Below are 20036 nucleotides of genomic sequence, written 5' to 3'. Positions count from 1 at the left end.
CACCGACGGGGCGCCGGCAACCACCGGAACCGGCGGGCCACTGCCGGCCGCAGCGACGGCCGGCATTCGGGCACCATGGAACAACACAGATTTGCGAAGAAGGGGAAGCGATGTCAGCCGAGAAGGTCAAGCTTCTGCACCACGTGGAAGCGATCAACTGGAACCGGATCCAGGACGAGAAGGACGTTGAGGTCTGGAACCGGCTCTGCAACAACTTCTGGCTGCCCGAGAAGGTGCCCCTGTCCAACGACGTGCAGTCCTGGAACACGCTCACCGAGGACGAAAAGCTGCTCACCATGCGCGTCTTCACCGGCCTGACCCTGCTGGACACGCTCCAGGGCACCGTCGGCGCCGTGTCGCTGATTCCGGACGCCCTGACGCCGCACGAGGAAGCCGTCTACACGAACATCGCCTTCATGGAGTCGGTGCACGCCAAGAGCTACTCCTCGATCTTCTCCACCCTCGCCTCCACCAAGGAGATCGACGAGGCCTTCCGCTGGTCCACCGAGAACGAGAACCTGCAGAAGAAGGCCCGCATCATCGAGGGCTACTACTACGGCGAGGACCCGCTCAAGCGGAAGGTTGCCTCCACGCTGCTGGAGTCCTTCCTCTTCTACTCGGGCTTCTACCTGCCGATGTACTGGTCTTCGAGGGCCAAGCTGACCAACACCGCGGACCTGATCCGGCTGATCATCCGTGACGAGGCGGTGCACGGCTACTACATCGGCTACAAGTTCCAGAAGGGCATCGAAGGCGAGTCCGAAGCACGCAAGCAGGAGCTGAAGGACTACACCTTCGAGCTGCTCTACGAGCTGTACGAGAACGAGGTGCAGTACACCCACGACCTCTACGACGCCGTCGGCCTGGCCGAGGACGTCAAAAAGTTCCTCAACTACAACGCCAACAAGGCGCTGATGAACCTGGGCTACGAGGCCATGTTCCCGTCCACCGTCACCGACGTGAACCCGGCCATCCTCTCCGCCCTGAGCCCTAACGCGGACGAGAACCACGACTTCTTCTCCGGCTCCGGCTCCTCCTACGTGATCGGCAAGGCCGTCAACACCGAAGACGAGGACTGGGACTTCTAGCTCCTCCGAATTCTTCTTTATATAAATACAACTTCGTGCCCTGACTGGGGGGCGGGGCAGAAAGCTGAAACGACCTATCCGGGCAATTTGCCAGGATAGGTCGTTTTTTCAGCAGGTTGCGGCCCTCCCCTTTTTTCCAAAGGGTAGAGATATTGCGCCGGAACCCGTTGACAGCCCGAAAACCGCCGGCTTATGTTGAGGCCACTATGCGCCCGGTTGGGGGGACGCAGGAACCGTCGTTCTCTCCACGGACCTGTCGCCTTTATGGCATTTACGCATAATCGTGCAGGATGAGCCGACCAGCCCTCCTGCTGCCCGGAAGTTCCCATCATGAACCTCAAAAAAGCACTGCGCCTGCCCGTTTTCGTTGTATTCTTCCTCGCCGTGGGGGCCGCGCCGACCGTTGCGACGCCTGCGGAGGAAGCCCCCGTCACCTGGCCTCCCCCGGACACAGGAGGCCAGTACCTGCCCGTTCCGGAAGAATATTACGACCCGATTGAGATCAAGGCGTGCGGCACCACCGTCACCATGGAAGCCGGAGACGTCCGGGATGTTTATTACAAGTCCCGGGTGAAGCAGAACGGATCAACGATTCTGAAGTTCAAAGGAGATGCCACCGTGGACCTAACCCGTGCCTCGGATGGCGCCTTTATCAACGAACTCGACATTTCCGGAACGGCCTATCAATACATCTCAGCCGATGAGCTGACCGTTGTGGAACTCCTCAGTGGGCGCTCGATCGTGGCAGCAGCGAGTCCCGAAGAAGCCGAAATGATGGCCGCAGAAGGTTTGCCGGAGTTTGCCTACTACACACGGGGGTGGTTGGGTTTCTACAGCCAATTCTCTGAGGACCCGAAGGTGATGGAGCCGATCGCTTCGGATATCGTGCTGAACACCACCCGGCACGTGCACGATGTGTGCGAAATGCTCGATGAGGCGGCCTGGAAGTAACACCACCACCCGCCCCCTGAGGCGTTGAAGGCGTTGGCCCGGCAACGACTGTTCGCCTGCGGGCATTTGGGGCGCCCCGCGCGTGATCGGGTGCGGTGTGAAAAGCTGCGGAATCTTCCCGTGTGACGAGTATGGATCAGAATGTGATTGGCGAATGGTTTTGGTCGAATCGGGTTGCCGGTGCTGGATCAGTCGCCTCAACGCGGATGTGTTCCCAAACTCAACCTGTGCCGATATGTTGATCGCGGGCGGTGTTAGGAGGGATCGCACGGCCCAACGATCAGTCACAGATAACGGGTACTGATCTCAGCTATTCGATTCCAGGAGGAAGCATGACTGACCCCCAGAAGGATCCGGAGGAGCAGGAAGGCCCGGCGGATGGCGGCGCAGCCGGTGTTCCCGGCGTTCACGACGGTGGTGCTGACGGTGGCGCCGACGGTGGCGCCGACGGTGGCGCCGACGGTGGTGCTGATGGCGGGGCCGACGGTGGTGCTGATGGCGGTGCTGACGGCGGGGCACTTGGCGGTGGTGCCGAAGAGTCGGACAGCCGGTCTTGAGCAGCGCTCGAACTGACCTTCAGGATCCCGGCGCCGCGCCAAGGCCCGGGATCCTGGAGACCCGCCTCATTGGCGGAGGACGCGAACAGTTTGCCCACCACGCATGGGGACGAACGGCGCTGCTTACGCGCAACGCCAGCGACTTCTCGGATTTGTTCTCTGCCGAGGCAGTCGACGAACTGACTTCGCGGCGGGGACTGCGCACACCCTTCCTCCGTGTTGCCAAGGACGGCTCGACACTACCCGACTCATCATTCACTTCTTCCGCCGGGGCTGGCGCCACCATCTCTGACCAACTCGACGACACCATGCTTTGGCGAAGGCTCGCCGACGGTGCCACACTCGTGCTGCAGGCGCTGCACCGCACGTGGGAGCCGGTGGCAGACTTCTGCACCAAGCTGAGCTCGGAGCTAGGACACCCGGTTCAGGCCAATGCCTACATCACCCCACCCCAGAACCAAGGATTCGACGATCATTACGACGTGCACGACGTCTTCGTCCTGCAAATCGAGGGAACCAAGCGCTGGATCATCCACGAACCCGTCCACCCCGACCCGCTGCGTGACCAGCCCTGGACCGATCACCGCTCCACAGTTGCTGAGGCGGCGGAAGGCGAAGCGTACATCGACGCGGTGCTCAAGCCCGGCGATTCCCTTTATCTGCCTCGCGGCTGGTTGCATGCCGCCAAGGCGCAGGGCGAGGTATCCATTCACCTCACACTCGGAGTCCACAACTGGACCCGCTATGCGTTGGCCGAACAGCTGGCTCAGGCAGCGCTTGAACTGCTTCGCGACGATCCAGAGATGCGCAAGTCGTTGCCACTGGGTGTCGACGGCCCCACTGGCGAGCTCGACATCGTCCGCGAACGCCTCGCCATAGCCGTCACTGAGGCCGATTCCACTCCCCAGTTCCACCGCACGCGACGAGGACAGGGACGCCCGGCTCCGCTAGGACTGCTGGACCAGCTAGCGGCCGTCGATCACCTCGGCCCCGAGTCCCAAGTGCGGCTGCGTGATGCACTGCAACCACGGTTGGAGGATTCACGCCTGACCACGCGCGTGGGTTGGCTCGACTTCCCCGAAAAGGACTTGCCGTCTGTGACCCGGCTGCTCAACGGCAAGGTTCACACTGCGAACGATCTCGGCGTCGAGCTCGTCGAAAGGCTCTTGCGAGCCGGCGTCGTCGTTCCTGCGAAACAGTGATGACACCACGATGCCTGCAACCGAACGCTTCTTCTGCGCCGAAGGCGCCCGGACACGCGGCGACCCGCTGGCAGGCACAGCACCCCGCGGCTTCATCTGGGTCCTCATCGAATGCCGAGGCGGGTGGCCGACTAACGGCTTCAGCGACCTCGATCTCGAACCCGAAACCAAAGCACTCGTATTTTCCGCTGCGCAGGCGGCGCGGGCGCGGGTGCTGCTGGTACGACGACACGGCCGCAGAAGCCGCAAGGGTCCCGGCCGCTGGGCCGTGTTGCGCCACGAGAACTCCGGTGCCCATCGCCAGCAATGGGGAACGTGGACCCGTGATGAGGATCTGGCGCAGATCGCCCTAGCCCTCAAAACCCCCGGTGAGCCCGGCCTGCAGCCCGTCATTCTGGTGTGCACCCACGGTCGGCACGACCCCTGCTGCGCTTCGCGCGGACGCCCCGTGGCACGAAGACTGAGTGAACGCTGGCCGGAGCTGGTGTGGGAATGCACGCACGTAGGCGGTGACAGGTTCGCCGCCAACGTCATCGTTGCGCCCGACGGCGTCTACTACGGCGGTCTAGATGCGAAATCATCCGTTGCGACAATTGAAGAACACCTCGCGGGCCGTATCCACGCAAAGCATCTGCGCGGATACACAGATCTCGCCCAACCACAGCAAGCCGCTGTCGCGGCCGCGCTGAAATGTTTCGGCCCCGCCAGCCGTCATGACTACACGATCACTGACGCTGTCCGCGACGGCGATCACTGGCGGATTCGCATCACCGGCCGGCCGCCACATGCAGGGAGTATTGAGGTCGAACTGCAGGCACACCGTACTCCGCCGTGTCAGCTGACCTGCAGGGGACCGATGATGAGCTCAGTCACGGTCTACGAACCCACTTCGATCCGCCACTTTCTAAGGGCATGACCCAGCGGCCGCCGGGTCATGCCCTCGCAACAGACCCGTCTACGAGATGACCGATATAGTCGACGCTGTTGGGGTCGGGGACCTGGGATATTGCGACACCGCCAGCATGGATTTGAAGGCGTTAAGCCCTGGCCGCCGAGCAGCGCGACGCCGGACCGACGGCAGTCGAGAGGCATGAGGACCCCCCGGCCGGACAACGTACAGAAAGGGATGGATCGGTCGGTGATCTTTGGCGGCGGCAATCTATGGGTGCAGCTGTACTATGACCGGGGCGTGCACGATCGCTCAAGATGCGACCGTCGCCCGACATGACTTCGGCGAAAGGGAGAGAACCATGACAGCGAGTTCGATCATCGAGTACATCGACCGGTACGACGGTGATGTACGGGATCGGCTGCTGACCGTGTACGAACTGATCCGGTCGGCCGTGCCCGATGAAGCCGTCGAATCGATCAGTTGGCGTATGCCGACCTTCAAACTCGGCACCGAGCCGTTGTTCTTCTTCACCGGAACAAAGCGCCACATTGGGTTCTATCCCACTTCAGACGTGATCGCGCATTTCTCGACAGAGCTGACCGCATATGGGACCACCGAGCACTCTATCCAGCTGCGCCATGATGCCCCCCTCCCGACCGAGCTCATCCGCGAAATAATCGCCTGGCGGCTACAGCAGCTGCCTTCAGACAAGGTTTGAGTCAGTCGCCTCGGTGCATATAGCTGCGAAGTGTCAGCAGCATGCCCGGCACGACTGGGATAAGCTCGCTTGGGACGGAAACCAGCATCGAATCCGACTGTAAGGGCGGGGATTCCTTGGATCTATGGGGCGGCATGAGCCGCGACGAACTCCGCATCTTTTGTTGGGTTGCAGCCACCGTCTTTGCGCTTGCGGCCGGCGTCTGGCGTCCGCGCAGGCTTCATTGGACTGCGCTTGGCTCCGTCTTGCTCTTCGCGGCCCTCAATGCGGGCGCCGGGATCTACGTCCTGAACCACTTCGGTGATTCGCGCTGGTCGGCAGGGGGAGAACCGCCGCTGACCGCTCCGACGTTTTCCGGGACGCCTGTCGTGGGGCAGTTTCTGGGCCCGCTGGACTCCGCTCTGAACGGAGTGGTCGGTGGGGTGAACGAGTTCCGGGCCTTCAAGCAGGCACTTCCCGTAGCGCTGGACTTCCTGGCCGCGTCAGGCTGGGCCCTGCTGGTGTCATTCCCGCTTGCCATTCTCGCCGCCGGCATCAGTTACGCAGTAGCCAAGCGCCGAAAGGCGGACTTCGAAAAATACCGTGCCACAGTTGACCTGCTCAAAGATGAGCTCGAGCAGATCAAGCGGCAGATCTCGTCAGGGAATTCCGTCGGCACGGCTCTCCCTGCAGGGGACGAGATCACTGACGGGCGGCCTGACTGAGGCGCAGAGGATGAGTCAAGTGGGTGCCGGAGTTGGCGTAAAGGAAAGGAGAGCCCCGTGGGCAAGGTGGTCATGTACAGTTCGGTGTCGGTGGACGGCTTCGTCGCGGACGAGAACGACCAGCCCGGACCGCTGTTCGACTGGCTGACCAGCGGTGACGTCCCGTTGGACGAGAGCGGCGAGGTGAAGGTGTCGCAGACGTCCTACGACTACACCCGGCCGTACTGGGACCAGATCGGGGCGACAATCGTCGGCCGCCACGTCTTCGACATGACGGACGGCTGGGACGGGAAGCCTCCAAGCGGGGTCGACCACGTGGTCGTCGTGACGCACCGGCCGAAGCCCGAGGGCTGGGACCCAGAGGCGCCGTTTCACTTTGTCGACGGCGTCGAGGCAGCCGTGACCAGGGCGCAGGAGCTCGCAGGTGACCGCATCGTCGAGGTCGCCGCTGGCGACGTCGGTGGCCAGGTGCTCGCCGCGGGCCTGGTCGACGAGGTCCGCATGGACGTCGTACCCGTCGTGTTCGGGTCCGGCAAGCGCTACTTCGGGTCGGTCCGCGCACAGCACCTGTTGGAGGATCCCGACGTGGTGATACAGGGCAACCGGGTGCTTCACCTGCGCTATCGGGTGCGCCGTTGATCGATCAACATCCAGTCAGCGATTAAACCCTCAACTGTGAATAGCTACATTTGCTTGCCAGTTGGAGGCTAGTTCACTTTGCTTGTCTTGGTCCGTTTGGCCATCCTCCTTTGGGGGAACTCCCGCATCTGAGCAAAATAAACGACCTATCTAAGCATCGGTCATATGGGTCGTTCCTTAGATGCCGCTGTGCGGTCAGGACCTGATTCGAAGAATGTCATGCATCTGCGAAGTAAAGACGAGGGCAGGGGTAGGGTAAGTCGCGGGTTCGTACCGTCAACGATCGGCGGCGTGCCAACCACTGGAGGAATTCGGTGCGGGAAATAACCTTAATCTGGGCATCGACATTGCTTCCGCCCCTTTTCCCGCCCGTAGGTGTGACGTTTTCGCCTGCCTCCTGATATCCCATTCGCAACTGGGAGAAACGGTGCATTTCCTCTAGAACGGTTTTAATACACCCTCCATTCAAGAGGGTAGTAGTACTGCGCCCGAACCCATTGACAGTCGGAAAACCGCTGACGTACGTTGAGCGCACTGTGCGCCTGGCTGGGGGAAGGAACGCAGGGACCGTGGTTCTCTCAACGGACCTGTCGCCACTACGGCATCCAACGCATATCCGTGCAGGACGAGCGACCAGCCCTCCTGCCACGCCAGGAGTCTCATCATGTCCATCAAGAAAACACTGCGCCTGCCCATTTTCATTGCTCTCGCCCTCGTCGCGGGGACCGCGCCGGCCGTTGCATCGCCCCAGGAAGAAGCCCCCACCCCTTGGCCGCCCGAGGACACTGGGGGGCAGTACCTACCAGTCCCGGACGATTACTACGCTCCTATAGAGTTCGAGGCGTGCGGCACCACGGTCACTTCAGAATCCGGAGACGTCCGGGAAGTCCATTACAAGGCCCGGGTTAGGCAGAACGGGTCGACACTGGTGAAGTTCCGGGGCGATGCCACCGTGGACCTGACGCGCGCCTCGGACGGTGCCTTCATCGACGAACTCGACATCTCCGGACCGGGCTTCCAATACTTCTCGGCGGATCAGTTAACCATCGTCGACTCGCTCAAGGGTCCCTCGATCATCTACCCCATGGGCACCGATGATACCGCGGCGCTGGAAGAAGAAGGCCTTCCGGAGTTCTTGTACTTCGAGCGGGGGTGGCTGGCTTTCCATGCCCAATTCTCTGAGGACCCGGAGATGGTCGAGCCAACCTCGGTGGATATCGTGCTGAACACCACCCGGCACGTGCACGATGTGTGCGAAATGCTCGATGAGGCAGCCGAGGAATAACACGTCCTCCTCCCTGGGCCCGGGGAGGAGGTGCCGAGGTTCAACCGTGTCTGGGCGGCGGCGAGCAGGACGCCTGTATTCGGGGGGATTTAGCCTGTCTTGTGCTTCTGGTGGTCGACGGAAGGAGGCGACACCAGAGCGGCCGTCAGTCGTGCCAGGTGCGGCGACTGGAGATGACGCTCTTAGTCCTGTCGCTTGGCGTAGTCGCTGAATCCTTGCCAATCAACGACCACGCATTGCTCATCTCCTACGACCCATGCATCGTGACCTGGCGGGACGGACATATAGTCGCCGACGGTGAACTCGTTTTCCTCCCCGTCGTCCATGACGATCTTGAGTCGTCCGGACAACACATAGCCGGTATGGGCCACCTGACAGCTGTCCGTCTTAGCAATGGGTTTCACGTGCTTGGACCACTGCCAACCGGGCTCGAAAACCGCCCGCCCGACGGCGCCTGCCTCGAGATTGATCAAATCCAGCTTTCCTTTGCCGTCCTCGAAAGGCCGGGTTTCTTCGGGCTCGTTTAGACTCTTGCGGATCATGGGTGCCATGAGGGTCTCCTTTGAACCAGACGTGCAATGCGCACAAGTTTGGCAGCACCCCGGGAACGGGGTCAATGCGTCCCGGCCTGACGAGGACGTCTGCATCGTTGTCGGCAGTGGTGATCGCTTCGAACGGGGTCGCTAAGCCCAGAGGCTGCAACGGCTGCCGTCTTCACGCCTAATTAGTCGCCAACAAGGCGAGCGCCGCCGTCACCAGCCGCCGCGCGTCGGCGTATGTCCCTTTCGGGCGTCGTCGGGCATTGCCATTTCGGCCCGCAGGCCTAAGAGCCGGATGGGACGGCCCGCTTCGATTCCGGCCACGAGGTCCAATGCCCGGGCAAGGATTTCGTTCCGGTCGAACGTCTCGGGAATTTTCCTCGCGTGGGTCTTGGTGAAGAACGGTGCGTACCGAACCTTGAGGGTCAGCCCAACGACGGGCCGTCCTTCGGCCACAACATCCTCAAGGACACGCGCTGTCAGCTCCCTTACGGCGTCGTCGACCTGGGCGGGCTCGGTCAGATCCCGCTGAAAGGTGGTCTCCCGGCTGTGCCCGCGGGCAACCCACGGGGGTGTCGTCCACGACGCTGGCGCCGTCCCCGCGTCCTAGCTCCGCGTACCAAGGACCCATCTTTGGGCCGAATTCCGGGACCAGGTCTTGGGGGTCGGACGCGGCGAGCTCGGCGACTGTGTTAATGCCGAGTTTGGCCAGGCGGCCGGACACTTTGGTTCCGACGCCCCACAGGTCCTTGGTGGGCCGACCGCCCATGACGTCCAGCCAGTTTCCGGCAGTGAGACGGAAGACGCCGGCCGGCTTGCCGAAACCCGTGGCGACCTTGGCGCGGACCAAAGTGTCGCCGATGCCCACGCTGCAATGCAACTGCGTTCGCTCCAGGACAGCGGCCTGCAACTGCCGGGCGTAGGCTTCCGGATTCTCTGTCTTGACGCCGACAAAGGCTTCATCCCAGCCCAGCACCTGCACTGTGGCGCCGGGCTGCTCACGAAGCGTAGCCATCACCGTTTCAGACGCCGCGAGGTACGCCTCGTGATCGACAGGAAGGATGACAGCATCGGGCACTTTCCGGGCAGCGGTGCGTAGGGGCATTCCCGAACCCACGCCGAACGCCCTGGCTTCGTAGGATGCGGTCGACACCACAGCCCGTTCCGTGGGGTCGCCCCGGCCGCCGACAATGATCGGTTTGCCCGCAAGCTCCGGCCGCCGGAGCACTTCGACCGCAGCGATGAACTGGTCGAGATCGACGTGCAGCACCCACGGGATTCCGCTCACGCCACCAGTCTGCCCTATACGTCCCTGGCAAGCATCGGCTCTCCACCGAGCTTGGCCGCCGAGTCTTGCGCCCCTTTGACCTTCCAGCGCCGCCGACGGCGAGCACCGCACGTGTGTGCCGAGTGTGGCGAAGCCGTGCGCTGACCGGGCCTTGGTTCACACCTTCGCGCTGGCATGGCGGTCCAGGACTGACGCGCCCACGGCGGCCGTAATGATGGCCACTGCCAGGAACAATGGCAACTGGGTGGCGTGCGAAACGACGGCACCGGCCACAGCCGTTCCTGCCGAACCGGCAGTGATCTTCAGGGCTCCGACCCACACGAACACTTGGCCTCGTGCCTCCGGCGGTGCATATTCGCTGCGGGCGGCCAGGGTAGCGGCGAAAAAGTACGAGTTCGCGATCCCGGCCAAGGAGTAGGTCGCCACTGCGGCAGGGAAGTTGCCGGCAAATGCCGCCCCGGCCAGGGTTACACCTACCCCGGCCGCCAGCCACGTCATCAGTCGGTCTGCGTCGGCCTGCATCGGCCGGACCATCACGCCGGCTGAACCGGCCAGGCCACCGAGCCCATATGCCGCGGCAAGGACGCCGGCTGCAGCAGGTTCGACGGCGAGTTCGCCGGTGGAGGCTACCGCCGTGATGGGCAGCACCGCAACCGACAGGGCGACGACAACCGTCATATAGAGTGTTCGGCGCAGAGGACCCGTCGATAACATCATCACCAGTGTCCGTCCCGGCTGGGGGACCTCCGAGGCTGCGGCAGCTGGCGGGGAATATGGCAGGAGCCTGATTACCGCTGCAGCAACAAACGTGGCCGCGGCCAGGATCAGCGCTGCCACCGCGGGGCCTGACCACGCCGAAACCGCGGCAACAAGGGAGGGCCCGATCGTGCCGCCAATACCGTAGGTGGCCACGTCCCAGCCTTGGGCGCGGCGCTGGCTGGATCTTCCCGGCCCCGCTATGGCCGGCAGCCGACTGCTGATCCCCCCGGTCAGCAGCGGACCAACTAATCCGGAAGCGACCAGCAGCACCCCGGTGATGACTGGCCAGGTCACCGGATACAGCAGGACAGCCGCCGCGAGCGTTACCCCGTGGGCCATACAGGCCAGGGCAATAACGGAACGGCCGTCGCGGGCAGTATCAAGGCATCGGGCGACGAAGGGACCAAACATGTGTGGCGCGGTAATACAGGCACCAAGAAGGCCGGCCAGCCATCCTGGCGCCCCACTCGTCGCCACGAGAAGGATGATGGCAACCACCGCGCCCCCGTCCGCGCCGCGGGCCAAGGTGGCTGCCACGACATAGCGGGCAAGCCCCTCGGGCACATCGGTGCCTCGACTGCGCGTGCGGGCAGGGACGCTACGGCTTGGAAGACTCATTGGACCTGCCGCCTAAACCAGGATCAGGAGGCCTTTGGTCACGCCTGAAGTCCGCACCGGCGTATGGCGTCAGCGGCTTTCAGGCTGCCTTCACTGTCCAGACCGTGAAGCGGCAACGGCAGGCTGGGTGAGGAAATCAGCCCGAGTTGCTCTGCAATTGCTGCGGTAACGCGCAGGCTGCCGTACGTCCGGAAGAGCGACCATAGGGGCTCGAGGTTCGCCGACGCTTCCAGGGCCCGGTCGCTGCGGCCAGCCAACGCATGATCCGCCATCACCTTGGCCGTTTCGGGAAGGACGCCGGCGATCACCGAGTACCAGACGTCACAGCCGGCGAGCAGCGCTTCAGCAGCGGACCAGTCGCCGCTGATACCTACCGATATGCGTTCCGGCAGCAGCGAGCGCAACTCCCTCAGGCGTGCAGGAGCCTGCCCCGGTGGGGGAGGCGGGATTTTGATGGAGGCAATGGCCGGGATGTCGGCAATGCGCGAATACAGGGCATCGGAAAACGTGAACCCGGTGGTGCCTGGGTTGTCGTAGACGACGATGGGTACCGAGGATGCCGCCGAGACGTCCTGGTACAGGCTGAAGACTTCCTCCTCCGTCAGGCGTTGGTACGACACCGGGGCCAGCAGCAATCCTGAAGCCCCTGCTGCCTGGGCATCTTCAACATGCGCCAGGACATCGCGGGTACGCACCGCACCCACTCCAGCGATGACCGGGACCCGGTCGGCGGCATCGACAGCGGCTTCAAGTACGGCGCGGCGTTCCTCCCGGGACAAGTACGCGTAGTTTCCGGTGGAGCCGAGCACGCCAAGGGAGTTCACGCCGGCTCTCGCGGCCCGGGAGACCAATAGAGCAACGGCCTTCACCTCGATGCGGTCATCAACAACTGGTGTGAGGGGGAAAGCGCAGAGTCCGTCAAACATGAGTCCTTCTTTCATCCGGCTCTCGGCTGGGTAAAAGCGGAGCAGCGGCGTGGGCGTCTGGTTGCGGTTTCCATGGTGGCAAGCGCCTTGGTCCTACACTAGGTCCAAGAAAGGTGGAATCAGGAGGTCCATATGGGAGAGGCCGAACTTCCGCTCACACTCGACAGGAATGCTCCGGCTCCACTCACCGCCCAACTGGCCGACCAACTCCGCAGGGCCATCCTCGGCGGGCTGCTGGGGCCAGAGCACACGCTCCCGGCAACTCGCAGGATGGCCTCCGAGCTCGGCATTTCACGCGGGGTCGTGGTCCGGGCGTTCGAGCAGCTGGCCGGTGAGGGATTCCTGGAAAGCTACGGTGCCGGTGGAACCAGGGTCGCGCTCCGCCCGGACGTTCAACACCCTGCCAACGAGGAACGCCCGGTCCCGCACCTTCAGGGCAGCAGTCCGATCATCGACCTCACGCCGGGACGTCCCTCGTCCACGCCCTTCCGCGACCGCGAGTGGCACACTGCCTGGCGCAAGGCGGTATCCGAACAGGGACCCACACACCCGCCGCCACCTCTTGGGACCGACACCCTGCGGAAGGAGGTCGCCGGGCACCTGGCCGCATCCAGGGGGCTGGCCGTCGAACCGGATGACGTCATCGTTACCGCCGGTACCAGCGACACCCTGCATCTGGCCGTGGCCGCCCTTCGAAGCCGCAGAGAGCATCCCCGCATACTTGTCGAGGATCCCGGGTATCCAACGGCACGACGGGTCATGGCCGCTGCCGGTGCCGTGGTGGAAACAGTGCCCGTCGACGACGACGGACTCAAGGCCGCCCAGCTGGCGTCCCTTGGTCGGCTGCCGGACGCCGTGCTGATCACCCCGAGCCACCAGTACCCGCTCGGCGGCCGCATGCCCGTGCAGGAACGGCTGCATCTTCTGAACTGGGCAGCCGAACACGGTGTGCTCGTCCTCGAAGACGACTACGACAGTGAATTCCGCCACCGCAGGATGCCTTTGCCTGCCGTTGCTTCGCTTCCATCCACAGCCGATGTTGCGCTGCTCGGGACTTTTTCCAAGTCCCTCAGTCCCTGGCTGCGGTGCGGCTACCTCGTGGTCCGCGGGGAATCAGGCCGCGCGCTGAAGGCCATCCGCGAAGACCTGGACACACCGGTCGCCGGTATCCTGCAAACGGCCCTTGCCCACTACATCCAGGCCGGGGGCCTGGCACGGCACATTACCCGGGCCCGCCGCCAGTACGCGCACCGCAGGGCTTTGCTACTGGAACGCCTCGGAGCCCGCCCGGACCTTCACCTTGCTGCCCTCGACGGCGGACTTCACGCAGTACTGCGTTTCCAGGGAAAGGACGCCCTTCAACTGGCCGACGAGGCTCTTCGCCGGGGAGTCCGCCTGGTGACACTGGCCGCCTACTATGCCGACCGCGCGCCCGAGAACGGGCTCGTCATCGGGTACGGCGCCCCCAGCGATCTTCAGCTCACCAAAGCCCTTGACGTCATCGTCGAATTGCTGAGTGCGCGCTGACCGCTGCGGCTGCCATCCCATGAACCGGTACCTATCCGTCGAGACGCCAGACTGGATGGGGCCTCCTCGCCGCGTGAGCTGATGCGACGGGGAAGGAGCGCTTTCGTTCCCGCACGTGGGCAGCAACTCCTCGTCTCAGTTGATCTGATCAGGGTGGGAGCCGATCCGGCCGTCCCTGCGGTCGAGGCGGGCCAGGCGCTCCATGGCGGTGTTGTTCAGGCTAAAGTCCCAGACACGGAAGTTCTCCGCAATGCGGGGACCGGTGGCTTTGGGGATGGCGATATTGCCCAGCTGGAGATGCCAGCGCAGGACCACCTGTGCAGGGGTTTTGCCCAGATCGCGGGCCAGGTCCACCACGATAGGATCCTCCAGCGTTGCTCCCCGGGCCAGGGGACTCCAGGCCACGGTGCGGATGCCGAGGGCGGCGTTGAATTCCCGCAGTTCCGCTTGTTGGAACCACGGGTGCAACTCGATCTGGTTGACCGCCGGGACGAGGTCGGCGTTGTGGAGCAGCTGTTCGAGATGTTTCGGAAGGAAGTTCGAAACGCCTACCGCCCGAACGCGCCCCTCACGGTAGAGGCGCTCGAGCGCCTTGTAGGTTTCCACAAACAGACCACGCTTAGGCTGGGGCCAGTGGATCAAATACAGGTCGATGTAGTCGAGCCCCAGTTGCCGGGCCGAATCTTCGAAGGCTCGGAGCGCCCGGTCATGGCCGTGGTTATGGTTGTAAACCTTGGTGGTGACAAAGATTTCCTCGCGTGAGGCCAGCCCGCTGGCCGTGTATTTGCGGACGGCCTCACCCACCCCCTGCTCGTTGCCATACAGCGCCGCGGTATCGATATGGCGGAAACCGGCCTGCAAAGCGCGATAGCAAAGCCCGGCGGTCTCCGGCGGCGGAATCCTGGCCGTGCCGAAGCCGAGCCGGTCTATCCACACACCGTTGTTAAGCGCTGTCTTCTGCTCGGCCGCCATGGACGAGACTCTAGTCTTCGGGGCCCGCAGAAACGATCGTTCAGAGACGAAAGTCCGCACCCTGCGTCCCTGAATCTGCGAGCGAGCGGCCCTTGGCATCCGACGGCGACCGGAGGACGATTAAGGGACCGATATAAAGGAGGTTCGAGATGTGCTACGCCTCGAATAAGGATTCCCGTTGGGGTTTCCGCAGGGAAACCGCGCAGACGCCGGAAACCCGCCGGGAAGACAAGGACACCGGGAGCGAAACCTGGACGAAGTCTGATGACTCCGAAGTGATTGCCTTCCTCGACAAGTCGACAGTGGAAGAACCAGCCAGAGACCGGACCACGTAGCCGAAACCGTACGGAACCAGTGAAGCCCCGCAGTTAATCTGCGGGGCTTCGTTTGCGCCTACTGGCTCGGCGATTCATCCGGGTCGAAATCCTCCAGTGGGGCTCCCAGCCGGTCGTCCGCCATCCCGCCTTCGAGCGGGTCGGACAGAGTCTCGTCCACGGGACGCTCGGAGTCCGTATCGATCCCGGCGTCAACAAGTTCCGGCGGGATCGCGTCGGCGCCCTCATCCGGGATGACCGGGTCTTCACCCTGAATGTTCAGCTCGGGATCCGGCAGGTTCTGTTCGTCCTCCGGACGGTTCTGCTCGCTCATTGCAGCCTCCTTCGATCGGTGATCCAGTTTGCGCCTAGATTGCCACCGTAACCCGTTCGAGCCGACAGGGAAACAGGCCCACAGCCCGAAAACGTGGCACATCGGCGGGTCATCGCCGAGGACCAATCCGCCGGCGTTGGGGAAACGGGACCAGGTCCAGGTCCTTGGCCGCAACCACCTCTGCCCCTCCGGCGCGGGCCCTCGCCTGCTCCTCAAGCGGGACCACGTCGGCGTAGCGCGAGGAAAAATGGGTGAGCACCAGTGTGCCCACGCCGCCGCCGGCAGCGAGTTCACCCGCCTGTCCAGCGGTGAGGTGGCGGTGCCGAACTGCCAGGGCTCCGTCGTCGTCGCTGAAGGTGGACTCCGCCACGAGCAGGTCAGCGCCATCGGCGAGTTCCTCCGCGCCGGCGCAGAGCGCGGTGTCCATCACGAAGGCGAAGCGCTGTCCCGGCCGGGGCACGCTGACCTCCTCCAGCCGCACCCCATGCAAGGTTCCTTCCCGCTGCAGGCGGCCGACGTCGGGGCCGGAAACCCCGGCCGCAGCCAGCCGGTCGGGCAGCAGGGTGCGGTCGTCGGGTTCGACCAGCCGGTACCCGTAGGCCTCGATCCGGTGGTCCAGCGGACGCACCTCGAGGCCGTCGGCTATGGCCCCGGCGCCGCCGTGCGGGTGCAGGCGAAGGTCAAGTCCCGGGGAGGCAAGCGAGACCAGACCCCGGACCACGTCCCCGCCGGAGGCCGGATAGTGCAGGTGGACCGGATGCTCCACGCCGTCCAAAACCATGCGCGAGAGCACGCCGGGCAGTCCGTAGCAGTGGTCGCCGTGCACATGCGTGAGGCAGATGCGTGTGATCCGGCTGACCGAAACCCCGGCCAGGATCATTTGCCGCTGCGTTCCCTCACCCGGGTCGAACAGCAGGCCCTCGCCGTCCCACCGCAGCAGGTAGCCGTTGTGGTTGCGGGTCCGGGTCGGAACCTGCGAGGCGGTGCCCAGGACAACGAATTCGCGCATGCCGCCGAGTCTGCCATTGCGAAGGCTCCGGCGGCCACCGTTGGGAAGGGGGCAGGCACGGACCGGCGCGAACCGGCGTGGACCGGCGCGGAGTGGCGCGGGTGGAGGGGGCCGGCGCGGACCGGCGCGGAGTGGCGCGGGTGGAGGGGACCGGCTTGGACCGGCGCGGAGTGGCCGCACCGGCGCGCAGCGGCCGCAGACCCGTCGAACGGCCGCATGAAGGGCGGGGACGCATTGCTGCCCGGTAACCGGGCTGGGAAAATGTCAGGAACGGCCCGGTGGCTGAGCATGCGGGCAGGTCGTACTGGAGGCGGTGTCGGACGAGTGAATAGCAGGGCAGCGGGTGACAACGGCCGGCGGATGGAACGCGCCGCGGAGTTGCGGGCTTCACGGGAACGCGGGCCGGCCGACGCGGAGGAAGAGGAGCGAGCCGAGGCCGAAGAGGAGAAGCACCGGAAGATCCGGGAGCTGGACACCTCCCGGCGCGCGGACTACCTGATCCGGGAGGCCATGGCCCGCGGGGAGTTCGACGACCTGAAATACGCCGGCAAGCCGATCCCCAACCTGGGCAACGGGTACGACCCCGACTGGTGGCTCAAGGGGCTGATCGAGCGCGAGAACCTCACCGGTCTGGGCCCCGAAGCCCTGCTGCTGCGTACCGAGGACGCCGAGTTGGACGGACGGCTGGACCAGCAGATCTCGGACCGGCGGGTGCGCGAAATCCTGGAGGACTTCAACGCCAGGGTGGTCAACGCGCGGCGCCAGCTGCAGGGCGGTCCGCCGGTGATCACCAAAACGCGGGACGTGGAGTATGAACTGGAACGCTGGCGCGAACGCCGGGCAGCCAGGGCAGCCGAGGCGGCACGCGAGGCACCGGAGCCCGAGCCCAAGCGGCCGTGGTGGCGCCGGATGTGGGACGTGACCGAATAGGCAGGGGCGCTACTTCAGAGGTTGGCGCGCTACTTCCGCTGGGCGGCCGGTGTCCGGCGCAGGGCGGCCAGCTCTCTCTTCACCTGCCGCTTGGGGACAGGGCGAAAACCGGCCGCCACATAACGGTCGCGCACGGCGCGCTCGGAACGGAAGATCGCCCAGCCCCGCTTGAGCAGGAACGGCAGCGGCTTGCGGTGCTCCCGCAGGTCGCGCACCAGGCGGCGCACCGCCGTCGTGATGGGGGAGACCCTGATGAAGACGGGGTCAACTTCCGCCCCGAGGCCGCGCAGCCGACCGAGCACGGCGTCGGCGAAGATGCCCTCGGCAATCACCGGCCCCTCCGCGAGTTCCACGGAGCGGTGCCCGCTGTAGCTGGAGGTGGCGATGGAGTAGTTGGGGATCCGGGTGCTGCCGGTCTCCAACAGTTCCATTATGGCGCCGGCCGCGGCGCCGCTGTTCCAGGTGTCGGCATGGTCCCAGTCGATCTCCCCGTACGGGGTGAGCGGCATGGGGGACGCCCCGGTGTGCTCGCTGATCTCCCGATAAAACGCGTCGAGCTCCACATGCGGACGGCCGAACCGCGCCGCCAGGTAGGACTTACCGGAACCGGAGACGCCGCCTAGCAGCACGAGCGGGGTTTGGGGAGAAGTCACATGGCTATTATTCCGTGTCCGGCACCGTGGCAAGGTCCTCGAATGCCCGGACTCGGCGCGGACGGCACTTTACGGCCCCGGACCGTAAAATGGCAGGGGCATCCGCCGGGACCGGCGGCGCGGATCAGCAGGTTCAGGAAGCAGGCATCACTTTGGAGCAGTCGGCGCAGGGCCTTGGCGGGCTTGACTGGGTCCGCCAGCCGGATTCTTTCGGCGCGGAGGCGGACCTGCAGTTTGGACTGGAACTGCTGGCCGCGGCCAAGCAGGGACGGCTCGGCGCTACCGTGCGCGTCTACCGTCCGGCACCCACGGTGGCGTTCGGGCAGCGGGACGCGCACCTGCCCGGCTTCCAGGAGGCAGCCCGCCGCTGCCGCGACCTTGGATTCGAGCCGCTGGTGCGCAAGGCGGGCGGCCGTGCCGCGGCGTACCACGACGGCTGCCTGGTGCTGGACCATGTGGAGCCGCTGGCAGACGCCATTGCCGGCGCGAAGCAGCGTTTCGGCCGGTTCGGTGAGCTTATCGCCGGCGGTTTGCGGGCAACCGGGCTGCAGGCAGGCGTCGGAGAAATCCCGGGGGAGTACTGCCCGGGCGAGTTCAGCGTTCACGGCGCGTTCCCGGTTGATCCCCTGCGCCGGGTCAAGCTGGTGGGCACCGCGCAGCGGGTCGTCGCCGGCGCCTGGCTGTTTTCTTCCGTCGTGGTGGTGGAGGACTCGGCGCCGCTGCGCGAGGTGCTCACGGCCAGTTATGACGCACTCGGCCTGGAATGGGATCCGGCGACAGCCGGCGCGGCCGAGGACCTGCTGCCCGGCCTCGGCGTGGACTCGGTGGAGCAGGCGCTGCGGGCGGCGTACGCCGGCTACGCTGAAGTGGCGGACGGCGCGTTTCCCGACCTGCTGGCGCGCCTGCGGGTCCCGGAACCGGCCCCGTTGTAGTCGACGCCCGGCCAGCCTAGTCTGGAGGGGACCTCGAGTCCCGGCAGCGGAGGCACACCATGGACGGGCCAGCGCAGCACGGTCCGCACACCCTCAACGACGCACTGGGCCGGCCCCTGCGGGATCTGCGGATCTCCGTCACCGACCGGTGCAACTTCCGCTGCGTCTACTGCATGCCCAAGGAAGTATTCGGACGCGACTTCGTTTTCCTGCCCAAGGACCAGCTGCTGACCTTCGACGAGATCGTCCGGGTGGCCCGGATAGCAGCCGCGGAAGGGGTGGAAAAGCTCCGGCTGACCGGCGGCGAACCGCTGCTGCGGCGGGGGATCGAAGACCTGATCGCCGGGCTGGCCGAGCTCCGCACGCCCGAAGGCCGTCCGCTGGACCTGGCGATGACGACCAACGGCTCGGCGCTCGCCGGTAAGGCGGAGGCGCTCAAGGCGGCCGGGCTGTCCCGGGTGACAGTCTCGCTGGATTCGGTTGACGACGCCACCTTCCGCGCCATGAACGACGTCGACTATCCCGTCGCCGCCGTGCTCGAGGCCATCGAGGCAGCGGCCGCCGCGGGGCTGGGCCCGGTCAAGGTCAACATGGTGGTCAAGCGCGGCCAGAACGACGGCGGCGTCCCGGCCATGGCGCGCCACTTCCACGGCACACCCCACATCGTCCGGTTCATCGAGTACATGGATGTGGGCACGACCAACGGCTGGAACCTGGAGCAGGTGGTCCCGTCGGCCGAGATCATGCGGCGGATCGACGCCGAGCTTCCGCTGGAACCGCTGACCCCCCGGTACCCCGGGGAGACGGCCACCCGCTTCAGGTACCGCGACGGCGGCGGCGAAATCGGGACCATCTCCAGCGTCACGCAGGCGTTCTGCCACGGCTGCACCCGCGCCCGGCTGAGCACCGACGGGAAGCTGTTCACCTGCCTGTTCGGCACCGGAGGAACAGATCTGCGCGCCCTGCTGCGCGGCGGCGCTGACGACGAAGAACTGGGGCGCGTGCTGTCCGGCGTCTGGCGGAGCCGCACGGACCGCTACTCCGAACTGCGCAGCGCGGCCACCCAGGGCGCCGCAGCCGAAGACGGGACCGGTCGAGTGCCACGCGGGGCGCCCCCGGCCACCGGCTGGCCCGGGCAAAGGGTCGAGATGCACTACATCGGCGGCTGATCGGACGTCCACACCGTCGTCGCGCGCGGA

Annotated in this window: 20 protein-coding genes and 1 pseudogene; 13 read left to right on the top strand and 8 right to left on the bottom strand. The window is 65.0% G+C overall.

The window, feature by feature from the left end:
• The first annotated feature begins 110 nt into the window (after positions 1 to 110).
• The 9 genes from nrdF to AC5RVD_RS16020 all read left to right on the top strand — a co-directional run bounded on the left by nrdF (position 111) and on the right by AC5RVD_RS16020 (position 8036).
• A complete protein-coding gene (gene nrdF / locus AC5RVD_RS16060; RefSeq protein WP_494113098.1) occupies positions 111 to 1088 on the top strand; it encodes a class 1b ribonucleoside-diphosphate reductase subunit beta in 978 nt (325 codons plus the stop codon).
• A gap of 330 nt (positions 1089 to 1418) precedes the next feature.
• Positions 1419 to 2039 carry a hypothetical protein gene (locus tag AC5RVD_RS16055; RefSeq protein ID WP_494127477.1) on the top strand — a complete coding sequence of 207 codons (621 nt, stop codon included), beginning with the start codon at positions 1419 to 1421 and terminating at the stop codon, positions 2037 to 2039.
• 378 nt (positions 2040 to 2417) lie between these two features.
• Positions 2418 to 2612, top strand: coding sequence for a hypothetical protein (locus AC5RVD_RS16050; protein ID WP_494127476.1), 195 nt, complete (start codon positions 2418 to 2420; stop codon positions 2610 to 2612).
• A complete protein-coding gene (locus AC5RVD_RS16045) occupies positions 2593 to 3798 on the top strand; it encodes a cupin domain-containing protein (RefSeq protein WP_494127475.1) in 1206 nt (401 codons plus the stop codon). Before AC5RVD_RS16050 ends, AC5RVD_RS16045 begins: the two co-directional genes overlap by 20 nt.
• 10 nt (positions 3799 to 3808) lie before the next feature.
• Complete coding sequence (locus tag AC5RVD_RS16040) at positions 3809 to 4714, top strand: ferredoxin family protein (protein ID WP_494127474.1); 906 nt, start codon at positions 3809 to 3811, stop codon at positions 4712 to 4714.
• Positions 4715 to 5048: 334 nt separating this feature from the next.
• A complete protein-coding gene (locus tag AC5RVD_RS16035; RefSeq protein ID WP_494120783.1) occupies positions 5049 to 5408 on the top strand; it encodes an iron chaperone in 360 nt (119 codons plus the stop codon).
• 41 nt (positions 5409 to 5449) lie between these two features.
• A complete protein-coding gene (locus tag AC5RVD_RS16030; RefSeq protein WP_494127473.1) occupies positions 5450 to 6112 on the top strand; it encodes a hypothetical protein in 663 nt (220 codons plus the stop codon).
• 57 nt (positions 6113 to 6169) lie between these two features.
• Entirely contained in the window at positions 6170 to 6751 is a 582-nt protein-coding gene (locus tag AC5RVD_RS16025; protein ID WP_494120781.1) for a dihydrofolate reductase family protein, read from the top strand.
• Positions 6752 to 7415: 664 nt separating this feature from the next.
• Positions 7416 to 8036 carry a hypothetical protein gene (locus tag AC5RVD_RS16020; protein WP_494127472.1) on the top strand — a complete coding sequence of 207 codons (621 nt, stop codon included), beginning with the start codon at positions 7416 to 7418 and terminating at the stop codon, positions 8034 to 8036.
• Between the two features lie 182 nt (positions 8037 to 8218).
• On the opposite strand, the gene AC5RVD_RS16015 is transcribed toward AC5RVD_RS16020, so the two are convergent.
• The 4 genes and pseudogenes from AC5RVD_RS16015 to AC5RVD_RS16000 form a co-directional block, all read right to left on the bottom strand.
• Positions 8219 to 8587 (bottom strand): cupin domain-containing protein, encoded by a 369-nt coding sequence (locus AC5RVD_RS16015; RefSeq protein ID WP_493987076.1) that lies wholly within the window; start codon positions 8585 to 8587, stop codon positions 8219 to 8221.
• A 201-nt stretch (positions 8588 to 8788) separates the two neighbouring features.
• A pseudogene (locus AC5RVD_RS16010) lies at positions 8789 to 9863 on the bottom strand (DNA polymerase IV).
• Between the two features lie 156 nt (positions 9864 to 10019).
• Complete coding sequence (locus AC5RVD_RS16005) at positions 10020 to 10961, bottom strand: MFS transporter (protein WP_494127471.1); 942 nt, start codon at positions 10959 to 10961, stop codon at positions 10020 to 10022.
• A gap of 317 nt (positions 10962 to 11278) precedes the next feature.
• Positions 11279 to 12166, bottom strand: a complete 888-nt coding sequence (locus tag AC5RVD_RS16000) for a dihydrodipicolinate synthase family protein (RefSeq protein WP_494127470.1) — start codon at positions 12164 to 12166, stop codon at positions 11279 to 11281.
• A gap of 132 nt (positions 12167 to 12298) precedes the next feature.
• On the opposite strand from AC5RVD_RS16000, the gene pdxR reads away from it, so the two are divergent.
• A complete protein-coding gene (gene pdxR / locus AC5RVD_RS15995) occupies positions 12299 to 13693 on the top strand; it encodes a MocR-like pyridoxine biosynthesis transcription factor PdxR (protein ID WP_494127469.1) in 1395 nt (464 codons plus the stop codon).
• A gap of 135 nt (positions 13694 to 13828) precedes the next feature.
• On the opposite strand, the gene AC5RVD_RS15990 is transcribed toward pdxR, so the two are convergent.
• From AC5RVD_RS15990 to AC5RVD_RS15980, 3 genes are all read right to left on the bottom strand, one after another.
• Complete coding sequence (locus AC5RVD_RS15990) at positions 13829 to 14665, bottom strand: aldo/keto reductase (protein ID WP_494127468.1); 837 nt, start codon at positions 14663 to 14665, stop codon at positions 13829 to 13831.
• Between the two features lie 393 nt (positions 14666 to 15058).
• Positions 15059 to 15313, bottom strand: a complete 255-nt coding sequence (locus AC5RVD_RS15985) for a hypothetical protein (RefSeq protein ID WP_494113068.1) — start codon at positions 15311 to 15313, stop codon at positions 15059 to 15061.
• A 109-nt stretch (positions 15314 to 15422) separates the two neighbouring features.
• Positions 15423 to 16322 carry a ribonuclease Z gene (locus tag AC5RVD_RS15980; protein ID WP_494127467.1) on the bottom strand — a complete coding sequence of 300 codons (900 nt, stop codon included), beginning with the start codon at positions 16320 to 16322 and terminating at the stop codon, positions 15423 to 15425.
• A gap of 360 nt (positions 16323 to 16682) precedes the next feature.
• Here AC5RVD_RS15980 and AC5RVD_RS15975 point away from each other — a divergent pair, with 360 nt between their 5' ends.
• Positions 16683 to 17252, top strand: a complete 570-nt coding sequence (locus tag AC5RVD_RS15975) for a DnaJ family domain-containing protein (protein WP_494113105.1) — start codon at positions 16683 to 16685, stop codon at positions 17250 to 17252.
• Positions 17253 to 17281: 29 nt separating this feature from the next.
• On the opposite strand, the gene AC5RVD_RS15970 is transcribed toward AC5RVD_RS15975, so the two are convergent.
• Complete coding sequence (locus AC5RVD_RS15970; protein ID WP_494113066.1) at positions 17282 to 17905, bottom strand: uridine kinase family protein; 624 nt, start codon at positions 17903 to 17905, stop codon at positions 17282 to 17284.
• A 152-nt stretch (positions 17906 to 18057) separates the two neighbouring features.
• Here AC5RVD_RS15970 and AC5RVD_RS15965 point away from each other — a divergent pair, with 152 nt between their 5' ends.
• Positions 18058 to 18837 (top strand): lipoate--protein ligase family protein, encoded by a 780-nt coding sequence (locus AC5RVD_RS15965; protein WP_494127483.1) that lies wholly within the window; start codon positions 18058 to 18060, stop codon positions 18835 to 18837.
• A gap of 59 nt (positions 18838 to 18896) precedes the next feature.
• On the top strand, positions 18897 to 20006 hold the full coding sequence (gene moaA / locus AC5RVD_RS15960) for a GTP 3',8-cyclase MoaA (RefSeq protein ID WP_494127466.1): 1110 nt from the start codon (positions 18897 to 18899) through the stop codon (positions 20004 to 20006).
• The last annotated feature ends 30 nt before the right edge of the window (positions 20007 to 20036 follow it).

This window comes from Arthrobacter sp. THG-b23, assembly GCF_059091265.1.
Note: the sequence above shows the minus strand (reverse complement) of the source record. Positions and strands in the feature narration are given on the sequence as shown.

Coding starts and splice junctions, on each gene's coding strand:
- nrdF (WP_494113098.1), top strand. CDS start 111: ATGTCAGCCGAGAAGGTCAAGCTTCTGCACCACGTGGAAGCGATCAAC.
- AC5RVD_RS16055 (WP_494127477.1), top strand. CDS start 1,419: ATGAACCTCAAAAAAGCACTGCGCCTGCCCGTTTTCGTTGTATTCTTC.
- AC5RVD_RS16050 (WP_494127476.1), top strand. CDS start 2,418: ATGGCGGCGCAGCCGGTGTTCCCGGCGTTCACGACGGTGGTGCTGACG.
- AC5RVD_RS16040 (WP_494127474.1), top strand. CDS start 3,809: ATGCCTGCAACCGAACGCTTCTTCTGCGCCGAAGGCGCCCGGACACGC.
- AC5RVD_RS16035 (WP_494120783.1), top strand. CDS start 5,049: ATGACAGCGAGTTCGATCATCGAGTACATCGACCGGTACGACGGTGAT.
- AC5RVD_RS16030 (WP_494127473.1), top strand. CDS start 5,450: ATGCCCGGCACGACTGGGATAAGCTCGCTTGGGACGGAAACCAGCATC.
- AC5RVD_RS16020 (WP_494127472.1), top strand. CDS start 7,416: ATGTCCATCAAGAAAACACTGCGCCTGCCCATTTTCATTGCTCTCGCC.
- AC5RVD_RS16015 (WP_493987076.1), bottom strand. CDS start 8,587: ATGGCACCCATGATCCGCAAGAGTCTAAACGAGCCCGAAGAAACCCGG.
- AC5RVD_RS16005 (WP_494127471.1), bottom strand. CDS start 10,961: ATGGCCCACGGGGTAACGCTCGCGGCGGCTGTCCTGCTGTATCCGGTG.
- AC5RVD_RS16000 (WP_494127470.1), bottom strand. CDS start 12,166: ATGTTTGACGGACTCTGCGCTTTCCCCCTCACACCAGTTGTTGATGAC.
- pdxR (WP_494127469.1), top strand. CDS start 12,299: ATGGGAGAGGCCGAACTTCCGCTCACACTCGACAGGAATGCTCCGGCT.
- AC5RVD_RS15990 (WP_494127468.1), bottom strand. CDS start 14,665: ATGGCGGCCGAGCAGAAGACAGCGCTTAACAACGGTGTGTGGATAGAC.
- AC5RVD_RS15985 (WP_494113068.1), bottom strand. CDS start 15,313: ATGAGCGAGCAGAACCGTCCGGAGGACGAACAGAACCTGCCGGATCCC.
- AC5RVD_RS15980 (WP_494127467.1), bottom strand. CDS start 16,322: ATGCGCGAATTCGTTGTCCTGGGCACCGCCTCGCAGGTTCCGACCCGG.
- AC5RVD_RS15975 (WP_494113105.1), top strand. CDS start 16,683: ATGGAACGCGCCGCGGAGTTGCGGGCTTCACGGGAACGCGGGCCGGCC.
- moaA (WP_494127466.1), top strand. CDS start 18,897: ATGGACGGGCCAGCGCAGCACGGTCCGCACACCCTCAACGACGCACTG.